General features: G+C 67.2%; 16 protein-coding genes. 5 read left to right on the top strand and 11 right to left on the bottom strand.

Going from position 1 to position 14,426, the window contains the following annotated elements; all coding sequences use genetic code 11:
* The coding region (locus tag A5714_RS23210; protein ID WP_231975965.1) for an LmeA family phospholipid-binding protein at positions 1-897 on the top strand (897 nt) is incomplete at its 5' end.
* A 6-nt stretch (positions 898-903) separates the two neighbouring features.
* Here the strand turns inward: A5714_RS23210 and deoC are convergent.
* The 6 genes from deoC to A5714_RS23180 form a co-directional block, all read right to left on the bottom strand.
* Complete coding sequence (gene deoC, locus A5714_RS23205) at positions 904-1,596, bottom strand: deoxyribose-phosphate aldolase (RefSeq protein ID WP_068073581.1); 693 nt, start codon at positions 1,594-1,596, stop codon at positions 904-906.
* Complete coding sequence (locus A5714_RS23200; RefSeq protein WP_068073579.1) at positions 1,593-2,033, bottom strand: DUF2599 domain-containing protein; 441 nt, start codon at positions 2,031-2,033, stop codon at positions 1,593-1,595. The genes deoC and A5714_RS23200 overlap by 4 nt, the downstream gene beginning before the upstream one ends.
* Positions 2,034-2,037: 4 nt before the next feature.
* A complete protein-coding gene (locus A5714_RS23195) occupies positions 2,038-2,325 on the bottom strand; it encodes a DUF2516 family protein (RefSeq protein ID WP_068073577.1) in 288 nt (95 codons plus the stop codon).
* A 109-nt stretch (positions 2,326-2,434) separates the two neighbouring features.
* Complete coding sequence (hbhA, locus tag A5714_RS23190; RefSeq protein WP_068073575.1) at positions 2,435-3,064, bottom strand: heparin-binding hemagglutinin HbhA; 630 nt, start codon at positions 3,062-3,064, stop codon at positions 2,435-2,437.
* 242 nt (positions 3,065-3,306) lie between these two features.
* Positions 3,307-3,723: a helix-turn-helix transcriptional regulator gene (locus A5714_RS23185; protein WP_068073694.1), complete on the bottom strand. Its 417-nt coding sequence runs from the start codon at positions 3,721-3,723 to the stop codon at positions 3,307-3,309.
* 78 nt (positions 3,724-3,801) lie between these two features.
* Complete coding sequence (locus A5714_RS23180) at positions 3,802-5,127, bottom strand: DUF445 domain-containing protein (protein WP_068289320.1); 1,326 nt, start codon at positions 5,125-5,127, stop codon at positions 3,802-3,804.
* Between the two features lie 223 nt (positions 5,128-5,350).
* Between A5714_RS23180 and A5714_RS23175 the strand changes: the two genes are divergently transcribed.
* Positions 5,351-6,037: a TetR/AcrR family transcriptional regulator gene (locus A5714_RS23175; RefSeq protein ID WP_082959932.1), complete on the top strand. Its 687-nt coding sequence runs from the start codon at positions 5,351-5,353 to the stop codon at positions 6,035-6,037.
* 187 nt (positions 6,038-6,224) lie between these two features.
* Positions 6,225-7,097, top strand: a complete 873-nt coding sequence (gene pcaA / locus A5714_RS23170; protein ID WP_068289315.1) for a cyclopropane mycolic acid synthase PcaA — start codon at positions 6,225-6,227, stop codon at positions 7,095-7,097.
* Positions 7,098-7,230: 133 nt separating this feature from the next.
* Here the strand turns inward: pcaA and A5714_RS23165 are convergent, their stop codons facing one another.
* The 3 genes from A5714_RS23165 to A5714_RS23155 form a co-directional block, all read right to left on the bottom strand.
* Positions 7,231-8,094 carry a 3-hydroxybutyryl-CoA dehydrogenase gene (locus tag A5714_RS23165; protein WP_068073567.1) on the bottom strand — a complete coding sequence of 288 codons (864 nt, stop codon included), beginning with the start codon at positions 8,092-8,094 and terminating at the stop codon, positions 7,231-7,233.
* Positions 8,095-8,236: 142 nt separating this feature from the next.
* A complete protein-coding gene (gene aceA, locus A5714_RS23160; protein ID WP_068073566.1) occupies positions 8,237-9,523 on the bottom strand; it encodes an isocitrate lyase in 1,287 nt (428 codons plus the stop codon).
* A gap of 267 nt (positions 9,524-9,790) precedes the next feature.
* Positions 9,791-10,585: an acyl-[acyl-carrier-protein] thioesterase gene (locus A5714_RS23155; protein ID WP_068073564.1), complete on the bottom strand. Its 795-nt coding sequence runs from the start codon at positions 10,583-10,585 to the stop codon at positions 9,791-9,793.
* Between the two features lie 162 nt (positions 10,586-10,747).
* Here A5714_RS23155 and ramB point away from each other — a divergent pair, with 162 nt between their 5' ends.
* Together ramB and A5714_RS23145 are read left to right on the top strand one after the other, a co-directional pair.
* Complete coding sequence (ramB, locus tag A5714_RS23150) at positions 10,748-12,172, top strand: acetate metabolism transcriptional regulator RamB (protein WP_068073563.1); 1,425 nt, start codon at positions 10,748-10,750, stop codon at positions 12,170-12,172.
* The gene (locus A5714_RS23145; protein WP_068289311.1) at positions 12,169-12,738 is read left to right on the top strand and encodes a carboxymuconolactone decarboxylase family protein; all 570 of its coding nucleotides are present in this window, start codon (positions 12,169-12,171) and stop codon (positions 12,736-12,738) included. The genes ramB and A5714_RS23145 overlap by 4 nt, the downstream gene beginning before the upstream one ends.
* Here A5714_RS23145 and A5714_RS23140 read toward each other — a convergent pair.
* Both A5714_RS23140 and lpdA read right to left on the bottom strand, forming a co-directional pair.
* Positions 12,729-13,013: a hypothetical protein gene (locus tag A5714_RS23140; RefSeq protein ID WP_068289308.1), complete on the bottom strand. Its 285-nt coding sequence runs from the start codon at positions 13,011-13,013 to the stop codon at positions 12,729-12,731. The two genes, A5714_RS23145 and A5714_RS23140, sit on opposite strands and share 10 nt — an antisense overlap.
* 5 nt (positions 13,014-13,018) lie before the next feature.
* Complete coding sequence (gene lpdA, locus A5714_RS23135) at positions 13,019-14,416, bottom strand: dihydrolipoyl dehydrogenase (protein ID WP_068073559.1); 1,398 nt, start codon at positions 14,414-14,416, stop codon at positions 13,019-13,021.
* Positions 14,417-14,426: the final 10 nt, after the last annotated feature.

The raw sequence follows: 14,426 nt of genomic DNA, 5'->3' as shown, positions 1-14,426 counted from the left end.
ACGTCCTTCGTGCGGCGTACCTGGCTGGTGCTTCGGATGAACCCGCAGCGCAACGTCGCCGCGGTCGCGGCCCGCGACTCGCTGGCCGCCACCCCGGCCGCCCCCACCGAGCGGCTCGCCGCCCCGGACGAGGACCCCGCGTCGGGAAAGCGGAAGCGCCGCTTCCTTCGCGACCCGCTGTCGGTCGCGCTGGTCTTCATCATCGTGTTCGCGCTCGTCATCGCCGGGTTCGTCGGCGCCGAACTGTACGTCCGGCATGTCGCGGACACCAAGGTGGCCCAGGCGGTGGCCTGCGAGGTCAAGGATCAGGCGACCGCGTCGTTCGGCGTGACGCCGCTGATGCTGTGGCAGCAGGCGACCAAGCACTACACCAACATCTCGGTGCAGACGGCCGGTAACCAGCTCCGTGACGCCAAGGGCATGAAGCTGGCGCTCAACATCAAGGACGTCCGGATCAAGGACTCGGGCAATTCCAAGGGCACCATCGGCTCGCTGGACGCCACCATCACCTGGACCACCGACGGCATCAAGCAGACGGTGCAGAACGCGATCCCGGTGCTGGGCCCGTTCGTCACCAACAGCGTGACCACCCACCCGGCCGACGGCACGATCGAGATGAAGGGCATGTTGGAGAACATCACCGCCAAGCCGGTGGTGTCGGGCACCGGGCTGCAGCTGCAGATCGCCAGCTTCAACGCGCTCGGCTTCACGCTGCCTAAGGAGACCGTGCAGTCGACGCTGGACGACTTCACCTCCAACCTCACCAAGAACTACCCGCTGGGCATCCACGCCGACAGCGTGCAGGTGACGGATACCGGTGTCACGAGCCACTTTTCGACGCAGAACGCGAGCATCCCGGCCGGCGACAACAACGACCCCTGCTTCGCCAACCTCTGACGAGGGCTACGGGGTCGACGGGTCCGCGCCGAGTCCGTCGAGCACGGCGCGGGTGCCTGACAGGCCGAGCCGGGTGGCCCCGGCGTCGAGCATCGCGATCGCGTCGGCGGCGGTGCGGATGCCGCCGCTGGCCTTGATCCCCAGCCGCCCACCGACGGTCTCGGCCATCAGCGCGACCGCCGGCACCGTCGCGCCGCCGCTGGGATGGAAGCCGGTCGAGGTCTTGACGTAGTCGGCGCCGGCGTCCTCAGCCGCCCGGCACACTTGGGCGAGGGCGCGCTCGTCGGCCAGGGCGAGAAGCGCCGACGATTCGACGATCACCTTCAGCACGATTCCCGTTGCGGCGTCGCGCACGGCGGCGATGTCCGAACGGACGGCGGCGTAATCGCCCGCTAGGGCCGCGCCCACGTCGATGACCATGTCGACCTCGGCCGCGCCGGACGCGACCGCCTGGGCGGCCTCGTAAGCCTTGACCGCCGACAGGTGCTTGCCCGACGGGAACCCCGCGACGCTCGCCACGGCCAGGCCCCCGGCCCCCCGCACCGCGGCCGGCACCATGGGGGGCGAGACGCACACCGCGTAGACGCCGAGCTGCTTGGCGTCGGCCACTAGCGCGGCCACGTCGGCCTCGGTGGCCTCGGGCTTGAGCAGGGTGTGGTCGACCCTTGCGGCGACGTCGGCCCGGCTGTATCGGCTCACGGGAAGCTCTCCTCCGGGCCGCCGGGGTTGCACCCCGAGGCCACCATCTCGGTGTCGTCGACGACGGGGCGCCACGGCTCCAGGTTCCAGCTGGGCTTGCCGGGCTGCGCCAACTCGGCGAATTGCCAGTGGCAGTCGAATTGCGCGCGCATGCCGGGGGTGTCGGCGTCGGGTGCGGCGGCGAGCACCTCGCCCCACGCCTCGTCGGCGAGGGCGCCGCTGCCGGGCTGCCGGGCGGCCAGCCGCCCGGACGCTGACGGGAAGACCCGCAGGCTGCTGCGGCCCTGCCAGAGCGACCACTCGGTGTGGTCCACGAAGGGTGGCGACGGAACCGACGGCGCAGCCGGGCCCGCGGTCAGCGCCCCGGAATTCGCGTGCGCGAGCGCGGGGCAGCAGGCGGCCAGCAGCGCGGTCGCCGCGACCAACAGGGCCCTCACCCCGTCAGCGCGACTTGCCCTGGATTTCGAGGAGCTTGGGCCGCACATCCACCAGGTACACGCCTGCCCCGCAGGCCGCGATCGCCATGCCGAGCACGCCGAACACGGGGTAGAGCAGGGATGTCATCACGACGGCCAGCCCGAGGATCACCAGCCAGACCGGCTTGGTCAGCTTGTCGGCGGCGGTATAGGCGTCGGGGCGCTGCAGCGCCGCATGCACGAACGCGTAGACCGCCATGATGAGGACGGCGATCTGCAGGACCAGCATGACGGTGCCCACGAGTTGACTCACGCCTTCAGGGTAGGCGGGCGTCAACCCAAACGTCGACTCAGAGTTGCCCCCTCGAACAACTCTGAGCCGACTGTGTGGTGCGGCCGGCCGCCGTCGGGCGGCCGGGGTCCTACTTCTGGGTGACCTTCTTGGCCGGCGCCTTCTTGGCGGGAGCCTTCTTGGCCGGGGCCTTCTTGGCCGGCGCCTTCTTGGCGACAGCCTTCTCCGGCGCCTTGCCGACGGCCTTCTGCGCCTTCTGAGCCGTCTCGTCGGTCTTCTTGGGCAGCTCGATGCCGACCAGCTTGGCGGCTCGCTCGCCGACCGCGCGGGTCTGCGACGCCACGGTGCCCAGCGCCTCCTGCGTCAGCTCGACGGCCTGGTCCACGTAGCCCTCGGCGCGCGCCGACGCGTCGTCGAACGCGGTCTGGCTGCGCAACCGCTGCAGGGCGGCCTCGCCACGCTCGACCAGTTCGTTGTAGCGGTTGGTGGCGGCCTCCAGGTAGCCCTCGGCGGCCTTGCGCAGCTCTTCGCTGGTGAACCGGTCGCGCAGCTCGGTGATCTGCTCGGGCAGGTCTTCCTGCAGCTTGGTCAGGCGAGCGCGGCTCTCCTCGACCCGGCTGCGGGTGTCGGCGCGGGTCTCCTCGGCGCGGTCCCGCAGGCCGGCGAGCAGCTCGTTGACGGTGGCCAGGGCCAGGTCGGCCGCGCCCAGGGCCGCAAGCAACGGGGCCCGCAATTCCTCGATGTTCGAATTTTCCGCCATGTCTTTTCCTTTCATGGTGTTGTTTTCACGATCAGCGTCATTCGTGTCGGTGCGGTCTGGTCTGTCGAAGTCGGGAAGCTCGGTTCAAGCGCCTCCTTGAAAGCTGGTGACCGTCGACGCGGATTTCGTCGGGAGCAGTCGGAGGGATCGTGGAATTCCCTTCCTCTGGGATAACCGCGGCGGCCGGTCGTCTATACATCGCGACTCGCTGGCGATTGGTGAACGCCCTGCCCGGCGGCCAGTCACTCGTCTGATTCGGTCGGACACTCCTCGGTGCTGCTGGATTCGTTTTCGTGGGCGAACGATGCGTAGATGTCGAGCAGGATTTGTTTTTGACGCTCGGTGATCGAGGTGTCGGTGATGATGGCGTCCCGCACCTGACTTTTGTCGCTGGGCTCGAGAATTCCGGCCTGCACGTAAAGCACCTCGGCGGACACCCGCAACGCCTTCGCGATCTGGTTCAACACGTCGGCGGACGGTTTACGCAGTCCGCGCTCCACCTGGCTGAGGTAGGGATTGCTGACGCCGGACTTCTCGGCGAGCTGACGCACCGACACCTGGGCAAGCTCACGCTGGCTGCGGATGAAGCTGCCGATGTCCGACGCCATGTCCGAAGCAGCGCTGGACACCTTGGCGGAGAGCTTCTCCTCGGTTGCCATGGCGTACTCCTGCGTCTGGTGGTGGTCGACCACAGACTACGGACAAGTGCTTGCATTTGCAAGCACTTGTTAGCACCACTAGAAGAGCAGCTGGGCGATGGCGTAAATGACGAGGCCCGCGAGCGACCCCACGACGGTGCCGTTGATGCGGATGAACTGCAGATCGCGCCCGACGTGCAGCTCGATGCGCCGGCTGGCCTCCTCGGCGTCCCAGCGCTCGATCGTGTCGGTGATGATGGCGGTGATCTCCACCCCGTATTGGGACACCAGGTGCTGTGCGGCCCGGACCAGCCAGTTGTCGACCTTGTCGCGCAACTCGGCGTCGTCGCGCAGCGATTCGCCGACCCGGATCGCCGTCTCGGCGATGCGGGTCCGCAAGCTGCTCGACGGGTCGTCGACGCCCTCGAGCACCAGCCGCTTGAGGGTCTTCCACGCCGTCGCGGCGGCGTTGGCGATCTCGTCTCGGGCCATCAACTGCTCCTTGACGGCCTCGGCGCGGGCGATCGTGGTGTCGTCGTGCTGCAGGTCCTCGGCGAACTCGAACAGGAAGCGGGTCGCCGAACGGCGCAGTTCGTGGTCGGGGTTGCGGCGCACCTTATCGGTGAAGTCCATCAGCTCGCGGTGGATGCGGTCGCCCACGAGGTGATCGATGAACCGCGGCGACCACGTCGGGGAGTCGCGCTCGATCACCCGCTGAATGACCTCCCCGGCGTTGAGCGACCACTGGAACGCCCGGTCGGCCAGCAGCTGGATCAACGCCTCCTGCCGGTTTTCGGCCAGCAGCGTCGCCAGCACCCGCCCCACCGGCGGCCCCCACTGCGGCTCCCCGATGCGGCGCACGATCATCCGGTCGATCACCTGCTGCACGTCGTCGTCGCGCAGCAGCTCCACCAGCACGCGCAACACGGTCGCGGCCTCGCCGGCCACCCGCTCGGCGTGCGCCGGCTCCGACAGCCACTTGCCCAGCCGCCCGGGCACCTGGGCGTCGCGCAACTTCGTCTCCACGACGGGCGCCGACAGGAAGTTCTCCCGGACGAAGGTCCCCAGCCCCTCCCCGAGCTGGTCCTTCTTGCGCTTGATGATCGCGGTGTGCGGGATGGGGATGCCCAGCGGGTGGCGGAACAACGCCGTCACGGCGAACCAGTCGGCCAGGGCGCCGACCATCCCGGCTTCCGCCGCCGCACCGACATAACCGACCCAGGCGCCCAGGCTGGCGTGCGCCTGTGCCCAGCGGCACGCGAGGAAGACAACGCTGGCGCCGATCAAAAAGCTCAGCGCCACCGCCTTCATGCGGCGCAGCGCGACGCGCCGTTCGGCGTCCGCCTCCGGATCGGCGCCGGCAAAGGATTCCGCGAGAGATGGCCGGGCCTGGCCGGCCGCGGGGTGCGGGGCCGCCTCGTTCATGCCCGCTGCCGGCGCGTCCGTCGGTTCGCCTCCTTGCGAGGCCCTGTGTACCACCACACCATCATCTATCTTCGCGGCCGATTGGTGCGACGACACAGCTCGCGGCAACCCCGGGGGCCCGTGCCGAGGACTCAAACCCCGCCTCACCGCCGTAAGATCGAGGGCGTCGAGTGAACGGAAATTGACGATAGTGACAGAGCAAATCTCGGTTGTGAGCGTCAAAATGGACGGCCGCAAGCGGCGCTGGCACCAGCACAAGGTGGAGCGCCGCAACGAGCTCGTCGACGGCACGATCGACGCGATTCGCCGGCACGGCGGCGCTCTGAGCATGGACGAAATCGCCGCGGAGATCGGCGTTTCCAAGACCGTGTTGTACCGCTACTTCGTCGACAAGAACGACCTGACGACCGCGGTGATGATGCGGTTCACACAGACCACCCTGATTCCCAACATGGCCGCCGCCCTCACATCGAACCTGGATGGGTTCGATCTGGCCCGCGAGGTCATCCGGGTGTACGTCGAGACCGTCGCCAACGAGCCGGAGCCGTACCGGTTCGTGATGACCAACAACTCGGCCAGCAAGAGCAAGGTGATCGCCGATTCCGAGCGGATCATCGCCCGGATGCTGGCGGTCATGATCCGCCGGCGGATGCAGCAGGCCGGCATGGACACCGGCGGCGTGGAGCCCTGGTCCTATCTGATCGTCGGCGGCGTGCAGTTGGCCACTCACTCGTGGATGTCGGACCCCCGGATGAGCCGGGACGCGTTGATCGATTACTTGACGATGCTGAGCTGGAACGCCCTCAAGGGCATCGTGGAGGTGGGCGGATCGCTCGAGCAGTTTCGTGCCGAACCGCATCCCTCGCCGATGGTGCCGCCCCGCGACCGCCGGGATGGATCCCCCTTATAGCAGATGCCATTTGCTGGCGGGTGCCGTTTTGGGTATTTCGGCCCTTTCGTGTGACGCTAGAGTGCGCCGGGGAAGGCGCGATGGCTGCCCAAAGGGCTAGCATGCAGGGGATGCATCGGGGGTGATGCGAGGCCCGCTGGTCGGCCGCCCTCCCCTGCCTCCAGAAAATAGAAAGGCCCTCCTCGCGATGTCCGTCCAGCTCACGCCGCATTTTGGCAACGTGCAGGCTCATTACGACCTGTCCGATGACTTCTTCCGGTTGTTCCTCGACCCCACGCAGACCTACAGCTGCGCCTACTTCGAGCGTGACGACATGACCCTGGAAGAGGCGCAACTCGCCAAGATCGATCTGGCGCTGGGCAAGTTGAAGCTGGAACCCGGCATGACGTTGCTCGACATCGGTTGCGGGTGGGGGGCCACCATGCGCCGGGCTATCGAAAAGTACGACGTCAACGTCGTGGGCCTGACGCTGTCGGAGAACCAGGCGCAGCACGTGCAGAAGAAGTTCGACGAGATGGACACCTCGCGCACCCGTCGGGTGCTGCTGGAGGGCTGGGAGAAGTTCCACGAACCGGTGGACCGGATCGTCTCGATCGGCGCGTTCGAACACTTCGGCCGGCAACGCTACGGCCGCTTCTTCAAGATGGCCTACGAGGCGCTGCCGCCCGGCGGAGTGATGTTGCTGCACACCATCGTTCGGCCTTCGTTCAAGGACGCCCGCGCGCGCGGCATGAAGCTGACGCACGAAATCGTGCAGTTTTCGCAATTCATCTTGGCCGAGATCTTCCCCGGCGGTTGGCTTCCGACGCCGCAGACCGTCGGCGAGTACGGGGTGACGGCGGGGTTCGAACTGACGCGCGTCCAGTCGCTGCAGCTGCACTACGCCCGCACGCTGGAGACGTGGGCGGCCGCTCTGGAGGCCCGCCGCGACGAGGCCATCGCGATCCAGTCCGAAGAGGTCTACGACCGCTACATGAAGTACCTGACCGGCTGCGCGAAGCTGTTCCACCAGGGGTACACCGACGTCGACCAGTTCACGCTGGAGAAGTTGCAAAAGTAGACCGCCAGGGCGGCTTCAGCTGGCCGTCGCCGGCGGCGCTGGCCGGCTTGGGATTTCGCGCGCCTACCGCCCAGGGCTACCGTATCGGGTGTCGTTGCGCCCCAGCATGTTTCGCGCGGCGCCGCACGCCGCGTCAGTACGAGTAGAAGCCCTGCCCCGTCTTCTTGCCCAGCCGGCCCGCCTCCACCATGCGCAGCAGCAGCGGCGGCGGAGCGAAGTGCGGCTCTTTGAATTCTTCGAACATCTTGTCCGCGATGAGCTTCAGCGTGTCCAGCCCCACCAGATCGGACAGCCGCAGCGGGCCCATGGGGTGCGACAGCCCGGCGACCACGGCTTTGTCGACGTCCTCGATGCTGGCGAACCCCGCTTCGACCATGCGGACCGCCGAGAGCAGGTAGGGCACCAGCAGCGCGTTGACGACGAAACCGGACCGGTCGGAGCAGCGCACCACCTGCTTGCCCAGCACCGCGCTGGCGAACTGTTCGGTCCTGGCGGCGGCGGCCTCGTCGGTGACCAGCGTGCTGACCAGTTCGACCAGCGGCAGCACCGGGACCGGGTTGAAGAAGTGCAGGCCCAGCACCCGTTGCGGGTTCTTGGTGGCCGCGGCGATCTTCATGATCGGGATGCTGGAGGTGTTGGACGCCAGTACCGCGTCCGGGTCGGTGATGACCCGGTCGAGTTCGGCGAACACCTGCGCCTTGACGGCGTCGTCCTCGATGATCGCCTCGATGACCAGCTGGCGGTCGGCCAGGTCCTTGAGGTCGGTGGTGAAGGTCAGCTGGCTCAGCGCCCGGTCGCGTTCCCGCTCGGTGACCTTGCCCGCGCTGACGCCGCGCTCCAGCGACTTCACGATGCGGTTGCGCCCCGCGGTGATCAGGGCGTCGGTGGTCTCGAACACCGTCACGTCGACGCCGGCGCGCACGGAGACCTCGGCGATGCCGGACCCCATCTGACCGGCCCCGACTACGCCCACTCGCTGAATCCCTGCGTCACTCACTGTCTTCTTCTTTCGACGTTGTATCGCCTTGCACCGCAATAGGCCCCGCCCAGGATCGCTGGGCGGGGCCTATGCTACTTCAGCCGGATCTACGGCTTGGTTCCTCTAGCGGCTCAGTCCTTCGGGCCAAAGCCCGCTGGTCTCAGTGAAACTGCCCCTCTTCGGTGGAGCCCGTCAGCGCGGTGGTCGACGAGGTCGGGTCCACCGTGGTGGCGATGCGGTCGAAGTAACCGGCACCCACCTCGCGCTGGTGCTTGGTGGCGGTGTAACCGCGCTCCTCGGCGGCGAACTCGCGCTCCTGCAGCTCGACGTAAGCGCTCATCTGGTTGCGGGCGTAGCCGTAGGCCAGATCGAACATCGAGTAGTTGAGGGCGTGGAAGCCGGCCAGCGTGATGAACTGGAACTTGAATCCCATTGCGCCAAGCTCCTTCTGGAACTTCGCGATGGTGCTGTCGTCGAGGTGCTTCTTCCAGTTGAACGACGGCGAGCAGTTGTAGGCCAGCATCTGGTCGGGGAACTCGGACTTGACGCCCTCGGCGAACTTGGCGGCCAGCTCGAGGTCCGGGGTACCGGTCTCCATCCAGATCAGGTCGGAGAACGGCGCGTAGGCCTTGGCCCGCGCGATGCAGGGCTCCAGCCCGTTGCGGACCCGGTAGAAGCCCTCCTTGGTCCGCTCACCGGTGATGAACGGCTGGTCGCGCTCGTCGACGTCGGAGGTGATCAGCGTGGCGGCCTCGGCGTCGGTGCGCGCGATCACGACGGTCGGCACGTCGGCGACGTCGGCCGCGAGGCGGGCCGAGGTCAGGGTGCGGATGTGCTGCTGTGTCGGGATCAGCACCTTGCCACCGAGGTGGCCGCACTTCTTCTCCGAGGCCAGCTGGTCCTCCCAGTGCGAACCGGCCACACCGGCGGCGATCATCGCCTTCTGCAGCTCGTAGACGTTGAGCGCACCACCGAAACCGGCCTCACCGTCGGCGACGATCGGGGCCAGCCAGTTCTCGACCGAGGTGTCGCCCTCGACCTTGGCGATCTCGTCGGCGCGCAGCAGCGCGTTGTTGATGCGGCGGACCACCTGCGGCACCGAGTTGGCCGGGTACAGGCTCTGGTCCGGGTAGGTGTGGCCGGACAGGTTCGCGTCACCGGCGACCTGCCAACCCGACAGGTAGATGGCCTTCAGGCCGGCGCGGACCTGCTGGACGGCCATGTTGCCCGTCAGCGCGCCCAGCGCGTTGATGTACTCCAGGTCGTGCAGCTGCTCCCACAGGACCTCGGCGCCGCGCCGGGCCAGGGTGGCCTCCTCCACGACGGTGCCCTGCAGCGCGACGACGTCCTCGGCGCTGTAGGTGCGGGTGACACCCTTCCAACGGGGGTTGGTGTCCCAGTCCTTCTTGATCTGTTCGGCGCTCTTGGGGGTGCCAACGACAGACATTGGGCATGCTCCTTCACGATCTTCACTACTGGATTGCAGAAGGCCTCACCGGCGGTAGCTACGTGCTTAACTTCGCTGATGTGCTAACTCGAAGATGGCACACCATGTTCCCGCAGGTCCACCCATTTCAGTTGCCAATTTCAGCAACGGCACCACCCGTATTTGCGAATCTTGCGAAGCTGCGGGGGAACTGAACCGTTTCAGAATCTACCCGCCGGTAACAAGAATCCGCAGGTCAGCTGGGCATTTAACGGGACGCTTGTCCGGTTAGCGGTTGAAGAGCGCGGCGACGGCTTTCGTCTCGTCGCCGACCGCATATGTGAGCGTTGTAACAGGCCGATCGGTGAGGTTCGGGCCGAACTGATCGGTGGATCCCGCGGGGTGCAAGTGGGAGATGATCTCCAACTTGTCGCCCAGCGCGACCGGCGCCTCGTGCTCGATCGTGATGCGCAGCGGCCGCGCCATCAGCGCCAGATGCGACGCCAGATAGTCCTCGACCACGCTCCAGTACACCGAGTTGTTCATGTGGTCGAACAGGTCGATGTCGGTGACGCGCACGGGGAACTCGTGGATCTCGACCGCGTCGTCGCGGCTGCCCGGCTTCAGGTACGACTTCCACCGCAGCCGGTCGACGGAGGTCGTCTTGTGCAGGCCCGCCAGGAAGTCGTCGGCGATGCGCGACGGCATCTGGGTGTCCCGGTTGATGTTGATCCAGAACGCCTCGGATTCGATGAGCCCACCCTTGCGGCCGTCGATGCGCACCCGCATCTCGCACCACCGGTTGGAGGTGCCCGAGCACCAGCGCCGACAGCGCAGCATGTCACCGAACTCGATCGGCTTGATCAGGTCCACCATGGTGCGCCGGACGATCCACAAGGGATGGGTCTCCTCGAAGCCCATCTCGCGAAGCTGGTCCTGGCCGATGTCCTGGATGTGCCGGGCGGCCGCGTCCAGGCGCAGGCGTCCCGTGCGGTCGATGTCGGCGACGCGCAGCGGCCATTCGCGGTCGAAGACGTCGGGGTGGCCGTCGGGCACCGGCATCAGTTGTTTGTCCAGGCTCACGGCGTCGCTCCCATTTCCTCCTGGTTGGTCACCTCAGGCTAGCCCTGGGGCCTTGGTTGCGAATCATGCCAACGCAGCGCGCCGAATGCCAAACCTGACCCGACGTCGAGCTCTGCGAACTCTGCGAAGCGCAACTTCGCAATGCGTCGTACCCTGAAAAGCGTGTCGAAAACCTTCGTGGGGTCACGCGTGCGCCAGTTGCGCAGCGAGCGTGGGTTTTCCCAGGCCGCGCTCGCGCAGATGCTGGAGATCTCCCCGAGCTACCTCAACCAGATCGAGCACGACGTCCGCCCGCTGACCGTGGCCGTGCTGCTGCGCATCACCGAGGTGTTCGGGGTGGACGCCACCTTCTTCGCCTCGCACGACGACACCCGGCTGGTCGCCGAGCTGCGCGAGGTGACGATGGACCGGGACCTCGACATCGACGTGGACCCGACCGAGGTTGCCGAGATGGTCAGCGCGCATCCCGCGCTGGCCCGCGCGGTGGTCAACCTGCACCGCCGCTACCGCATCACCACGGCCCAGCTCGCCGCCGCCACCGAGGAGCGCTACTCCGACGGCAGCGGCAGCGGTTCGATCACCATGCCGCACGAGGAAGTCCGCGACTACTTCTACCAGCGCCAGAATTATCTGCACGAGCTGGACACCGCCGCCGAGGACCTCACCAGCAAGATGCGCCTGCACCACGGCGACCTGGCCCGGGAGTTGAACCGCCGGCTCACCGAGGTGCACGGGGTGCACATCAACCGTCGAATCGATTTGGGCGACACGGTGTTACACCGCTACGAGCCGCAGACCAAGACGCTGGAGATCAGCAACCACCTGTCGCTGGGGCAGCAGGTGTTCAAGATGGCCGCCGAATTGGCCTACCTCGAATTCGGTGACCTGATCGACGCCCTGGTCACCGACGGCAAGTTCACCAGCGACGAGTCACATACGCTCGCCCGGTTGGGCCTGGCCAACTATTTCGCCGCCGCGACGGTGCTGCCGTACCGGCAGTTCCACGACGTCGCGGAGAATTTCCGCTACGACGTCGAGCGGCTGTCCTCGTTCTACTCGGTCAGCTACGAGACCATCGCGCACCGGCTCTCCACGTTGCAACGGCCCTCGATGCGCGGCGTGCCCTTCTCCTTCGTCAGGGTGGACCGGGCCGGCAACATGTCAAAACGCCAGTCCGCCACCGGTTTTCACTTCTCCTCCAGCGGCGGCACCTGCCCGCTGTGGAACGTCTACGAGACCTTCGCCAACCCGGGCAAGATCCTGGTGCAGATAGCGCAGATGCCCGACGGCCGCAACTACATGTGGGTGGCCCGCACCGTCGAGCGGCGCGCCGCCCGGTATGGTCAGCCGGGTAAGACCTTCGCGATCGGGCTGGGCTGCGAGTTGCGCCACGCTCACCGGCTCGTCTACTCGGAAGGACTCGATTTGTCGGGGGATCTCAACGTCGTGGCCACGCCCATCGGCGCGGGCTGCCGCGTCTGCGAACGCGACAACTGCCCGCAGCGGGCCTTCCCCGCGCTGGGCCACGCGCTCGATCTCGACGAGCACCGCAGCACGGTGTCGCCCTACCTGGTGAAGCAGCCGTGACGGGCGGGACGGTCGGCCGCATCCCGTCGGGACGGTTCCGCGAGCTGGGCCCCCTCAACTGGGTGCTCGCCAAGGCGGCGGCGCGGACCGTCCGCGCGCCCGAGATGCACCTGTTCACCACGCTGGGGCAGCACCGGTCCCTGTTTGTGGCGTGGAGCATCTACAGCGGCCGCCTCCTGCGCGGCCGGCTGCCCGCGATCGACGCCGAACTGGTGGTCCTGCGCGTCGCGCACCTGCGGGAGTGCGAATACGAGCTGCAGCATCACCGCAGGATGGCCCGCAACCAGGGCCTGGACGCGGACCTGCAGGCCGCCATCTTTGGCTGGCCCGACACCACGGTCGCGGCCGCGGACCGGTTGAGCGCACGCCAGCGCGCCCTGCTGACGGCGACCGACGAGTTCGTCGAGAGGCGCACCGTCACCGACGACACCTGGGCCGCGCTGGCCAGTCACCTCGACCGGCGCGAGCTCATCGAATTCTGTTTGCTGGCAAGCCAATACGACGGCCTGGCCGCGACCATGTCGGCGCTGGCCATCCCCCTGGACAACCCGGCCGGCTACAAGTAGAGGTCGGCCAGCACGGCCAGCGTCAACACCAGCGGCAGCACCGGCAGCCCGAACGCCAGCGCCGCCAGCCCGTACCTGCGGCGTCGGCGCTGCCAGAGGCCCCACAGCGCCGCGATCACGCCCACCGCGGCCGACACCGCCAACACCGTCAGGCTCCACACGCTTGCCGTCGCGGTGTCTTCGCCGATCGAAATGGCAAGCAGCCACAGCACGTAACCCGCTCCCAGGCCGCCGATGGCGCCCGCGAGGGTCTCCGGCCGGACGGTGCTCCTCATGGCGCTCAGAAGTTGATCATGTGGCCGATGAGGCCGTGGAAGCACTCTTGCAACGCCTCCGACAGCGTCGGGTGCGTGTGCACGTTGCGCGCCAGCTCGGTCGCCGTCAGGTCCCACTTTTGCGCGAGCGTCAGCTCGGGCAGCAGCTCGGAGACATCGTGGCCGATCAGGTGCCCGCCCAACAGCTCGCCGTACCTGGCGTCGGCGATCAGCTTGACGAAGCCGCTCGGGTCACCCACCCCGTGCGCCTTGGCGTTGGCGGTGAACGGGAACTTGGCCACCACCACGTCGTGCCCCGCGTCGCGGGCCTGTTGTTCGGTGAGCCCGAAGCTGGCCACCTGCGGCTGGCAGAACGTCGCGCGCGGCATCATGCGATAGTCACCCAACGCCAAAGTCTCTGCGCCCGCGATGGTTTCGGCCGCGACCACGCCCTGGGCCTCGGCGACGTGCGCCAGCTGCAGCTTGCCGGTCACGTCGCCGATAGCGTAAATGTGCTCGACGTTGGTGCGCATGTAGTCGGTGATGCCGATCGCCCCGCGGTCGGTGAGCGCGACGCCCGCCTTGTCCAGCCCGTAGCCCTCGACGTTGGGCACGAACCCGATGGCCTGCAGCACCTTGTCGGCCTTGAGCTCCTCGGACTTGCCGTCCTTGCTGACCACGACGGTGACCCCAGACCCGTCGTCGGTGATGGACTCCACCTTGGTCCCGGTGCGGATGGTGATGCCTAGCTTCTTGAACTGCTTCTCGATCTCCTTGGACACCTCGGCGTCCTCGTTGGGCAGCGCGCGCGGCAGGAATTCGACGATGGTGACGTCGACCCCGTAGTTCTTCATGACGTAGCCGAATTCCATGCCGACGGCGCCGGCCCCGGCGATCACGATCGACGCGGGCAGCTCCCGCTTCATGATCTGTTCCTCGTAGGTCACCACGTTCTCCGACAGCGTGGTGCCCGGGACCAGCCGCGTGCTGGCGCCCGTGGCGACGATGACGTTGTCGAAGGTGACGGTCTCGGTGCCGCCCTCGTTGAGGTCGACCGACAGCGTGTGCGGGTCGGTGAACTTCCCGTAGCCGTGGATCTCGGTGATCTTGTTCTTCTTCATCAGGAAGTGCACGCCGGCGACCCTGCCCTCGGCCACCTTGCGACTGCGGTCGTAGGCGACGCCGTAGTCGAAGCTGGCCTCGCCGGTGATACCGAAGGTCTTGGCCTCTTTGGTGAAGATGTGCACCAGTTCGGCGTTGCGCAGCAACGCCTTGGACGGGATGCAGCCGACGTTCAGGCAGACCCCGCCCCAATACTTCGGCTCGATGACCGCGGTGTTCAGGCCGAGCTGCGCGGCGCGGATAGCTGCGACATATCCGCCGGGACCGGCCCCGAGGACGACGACGTCAAAGTGAGAAGTCACGTGCCCACCC

It is taken from the genome of Mycobacterium sp. E2462 (assembly GCF_001672685.1).
Lineage (GTDB): Bacteria > Actinomycetota > Actinomycetes > Mycobacteriales > Mycobacteriaceae > Mycobacterium.
Note: the sequence above shows the minus strand (reverse complement) of the source record. Positions and strands in the feature narration are given on the sequence as shown.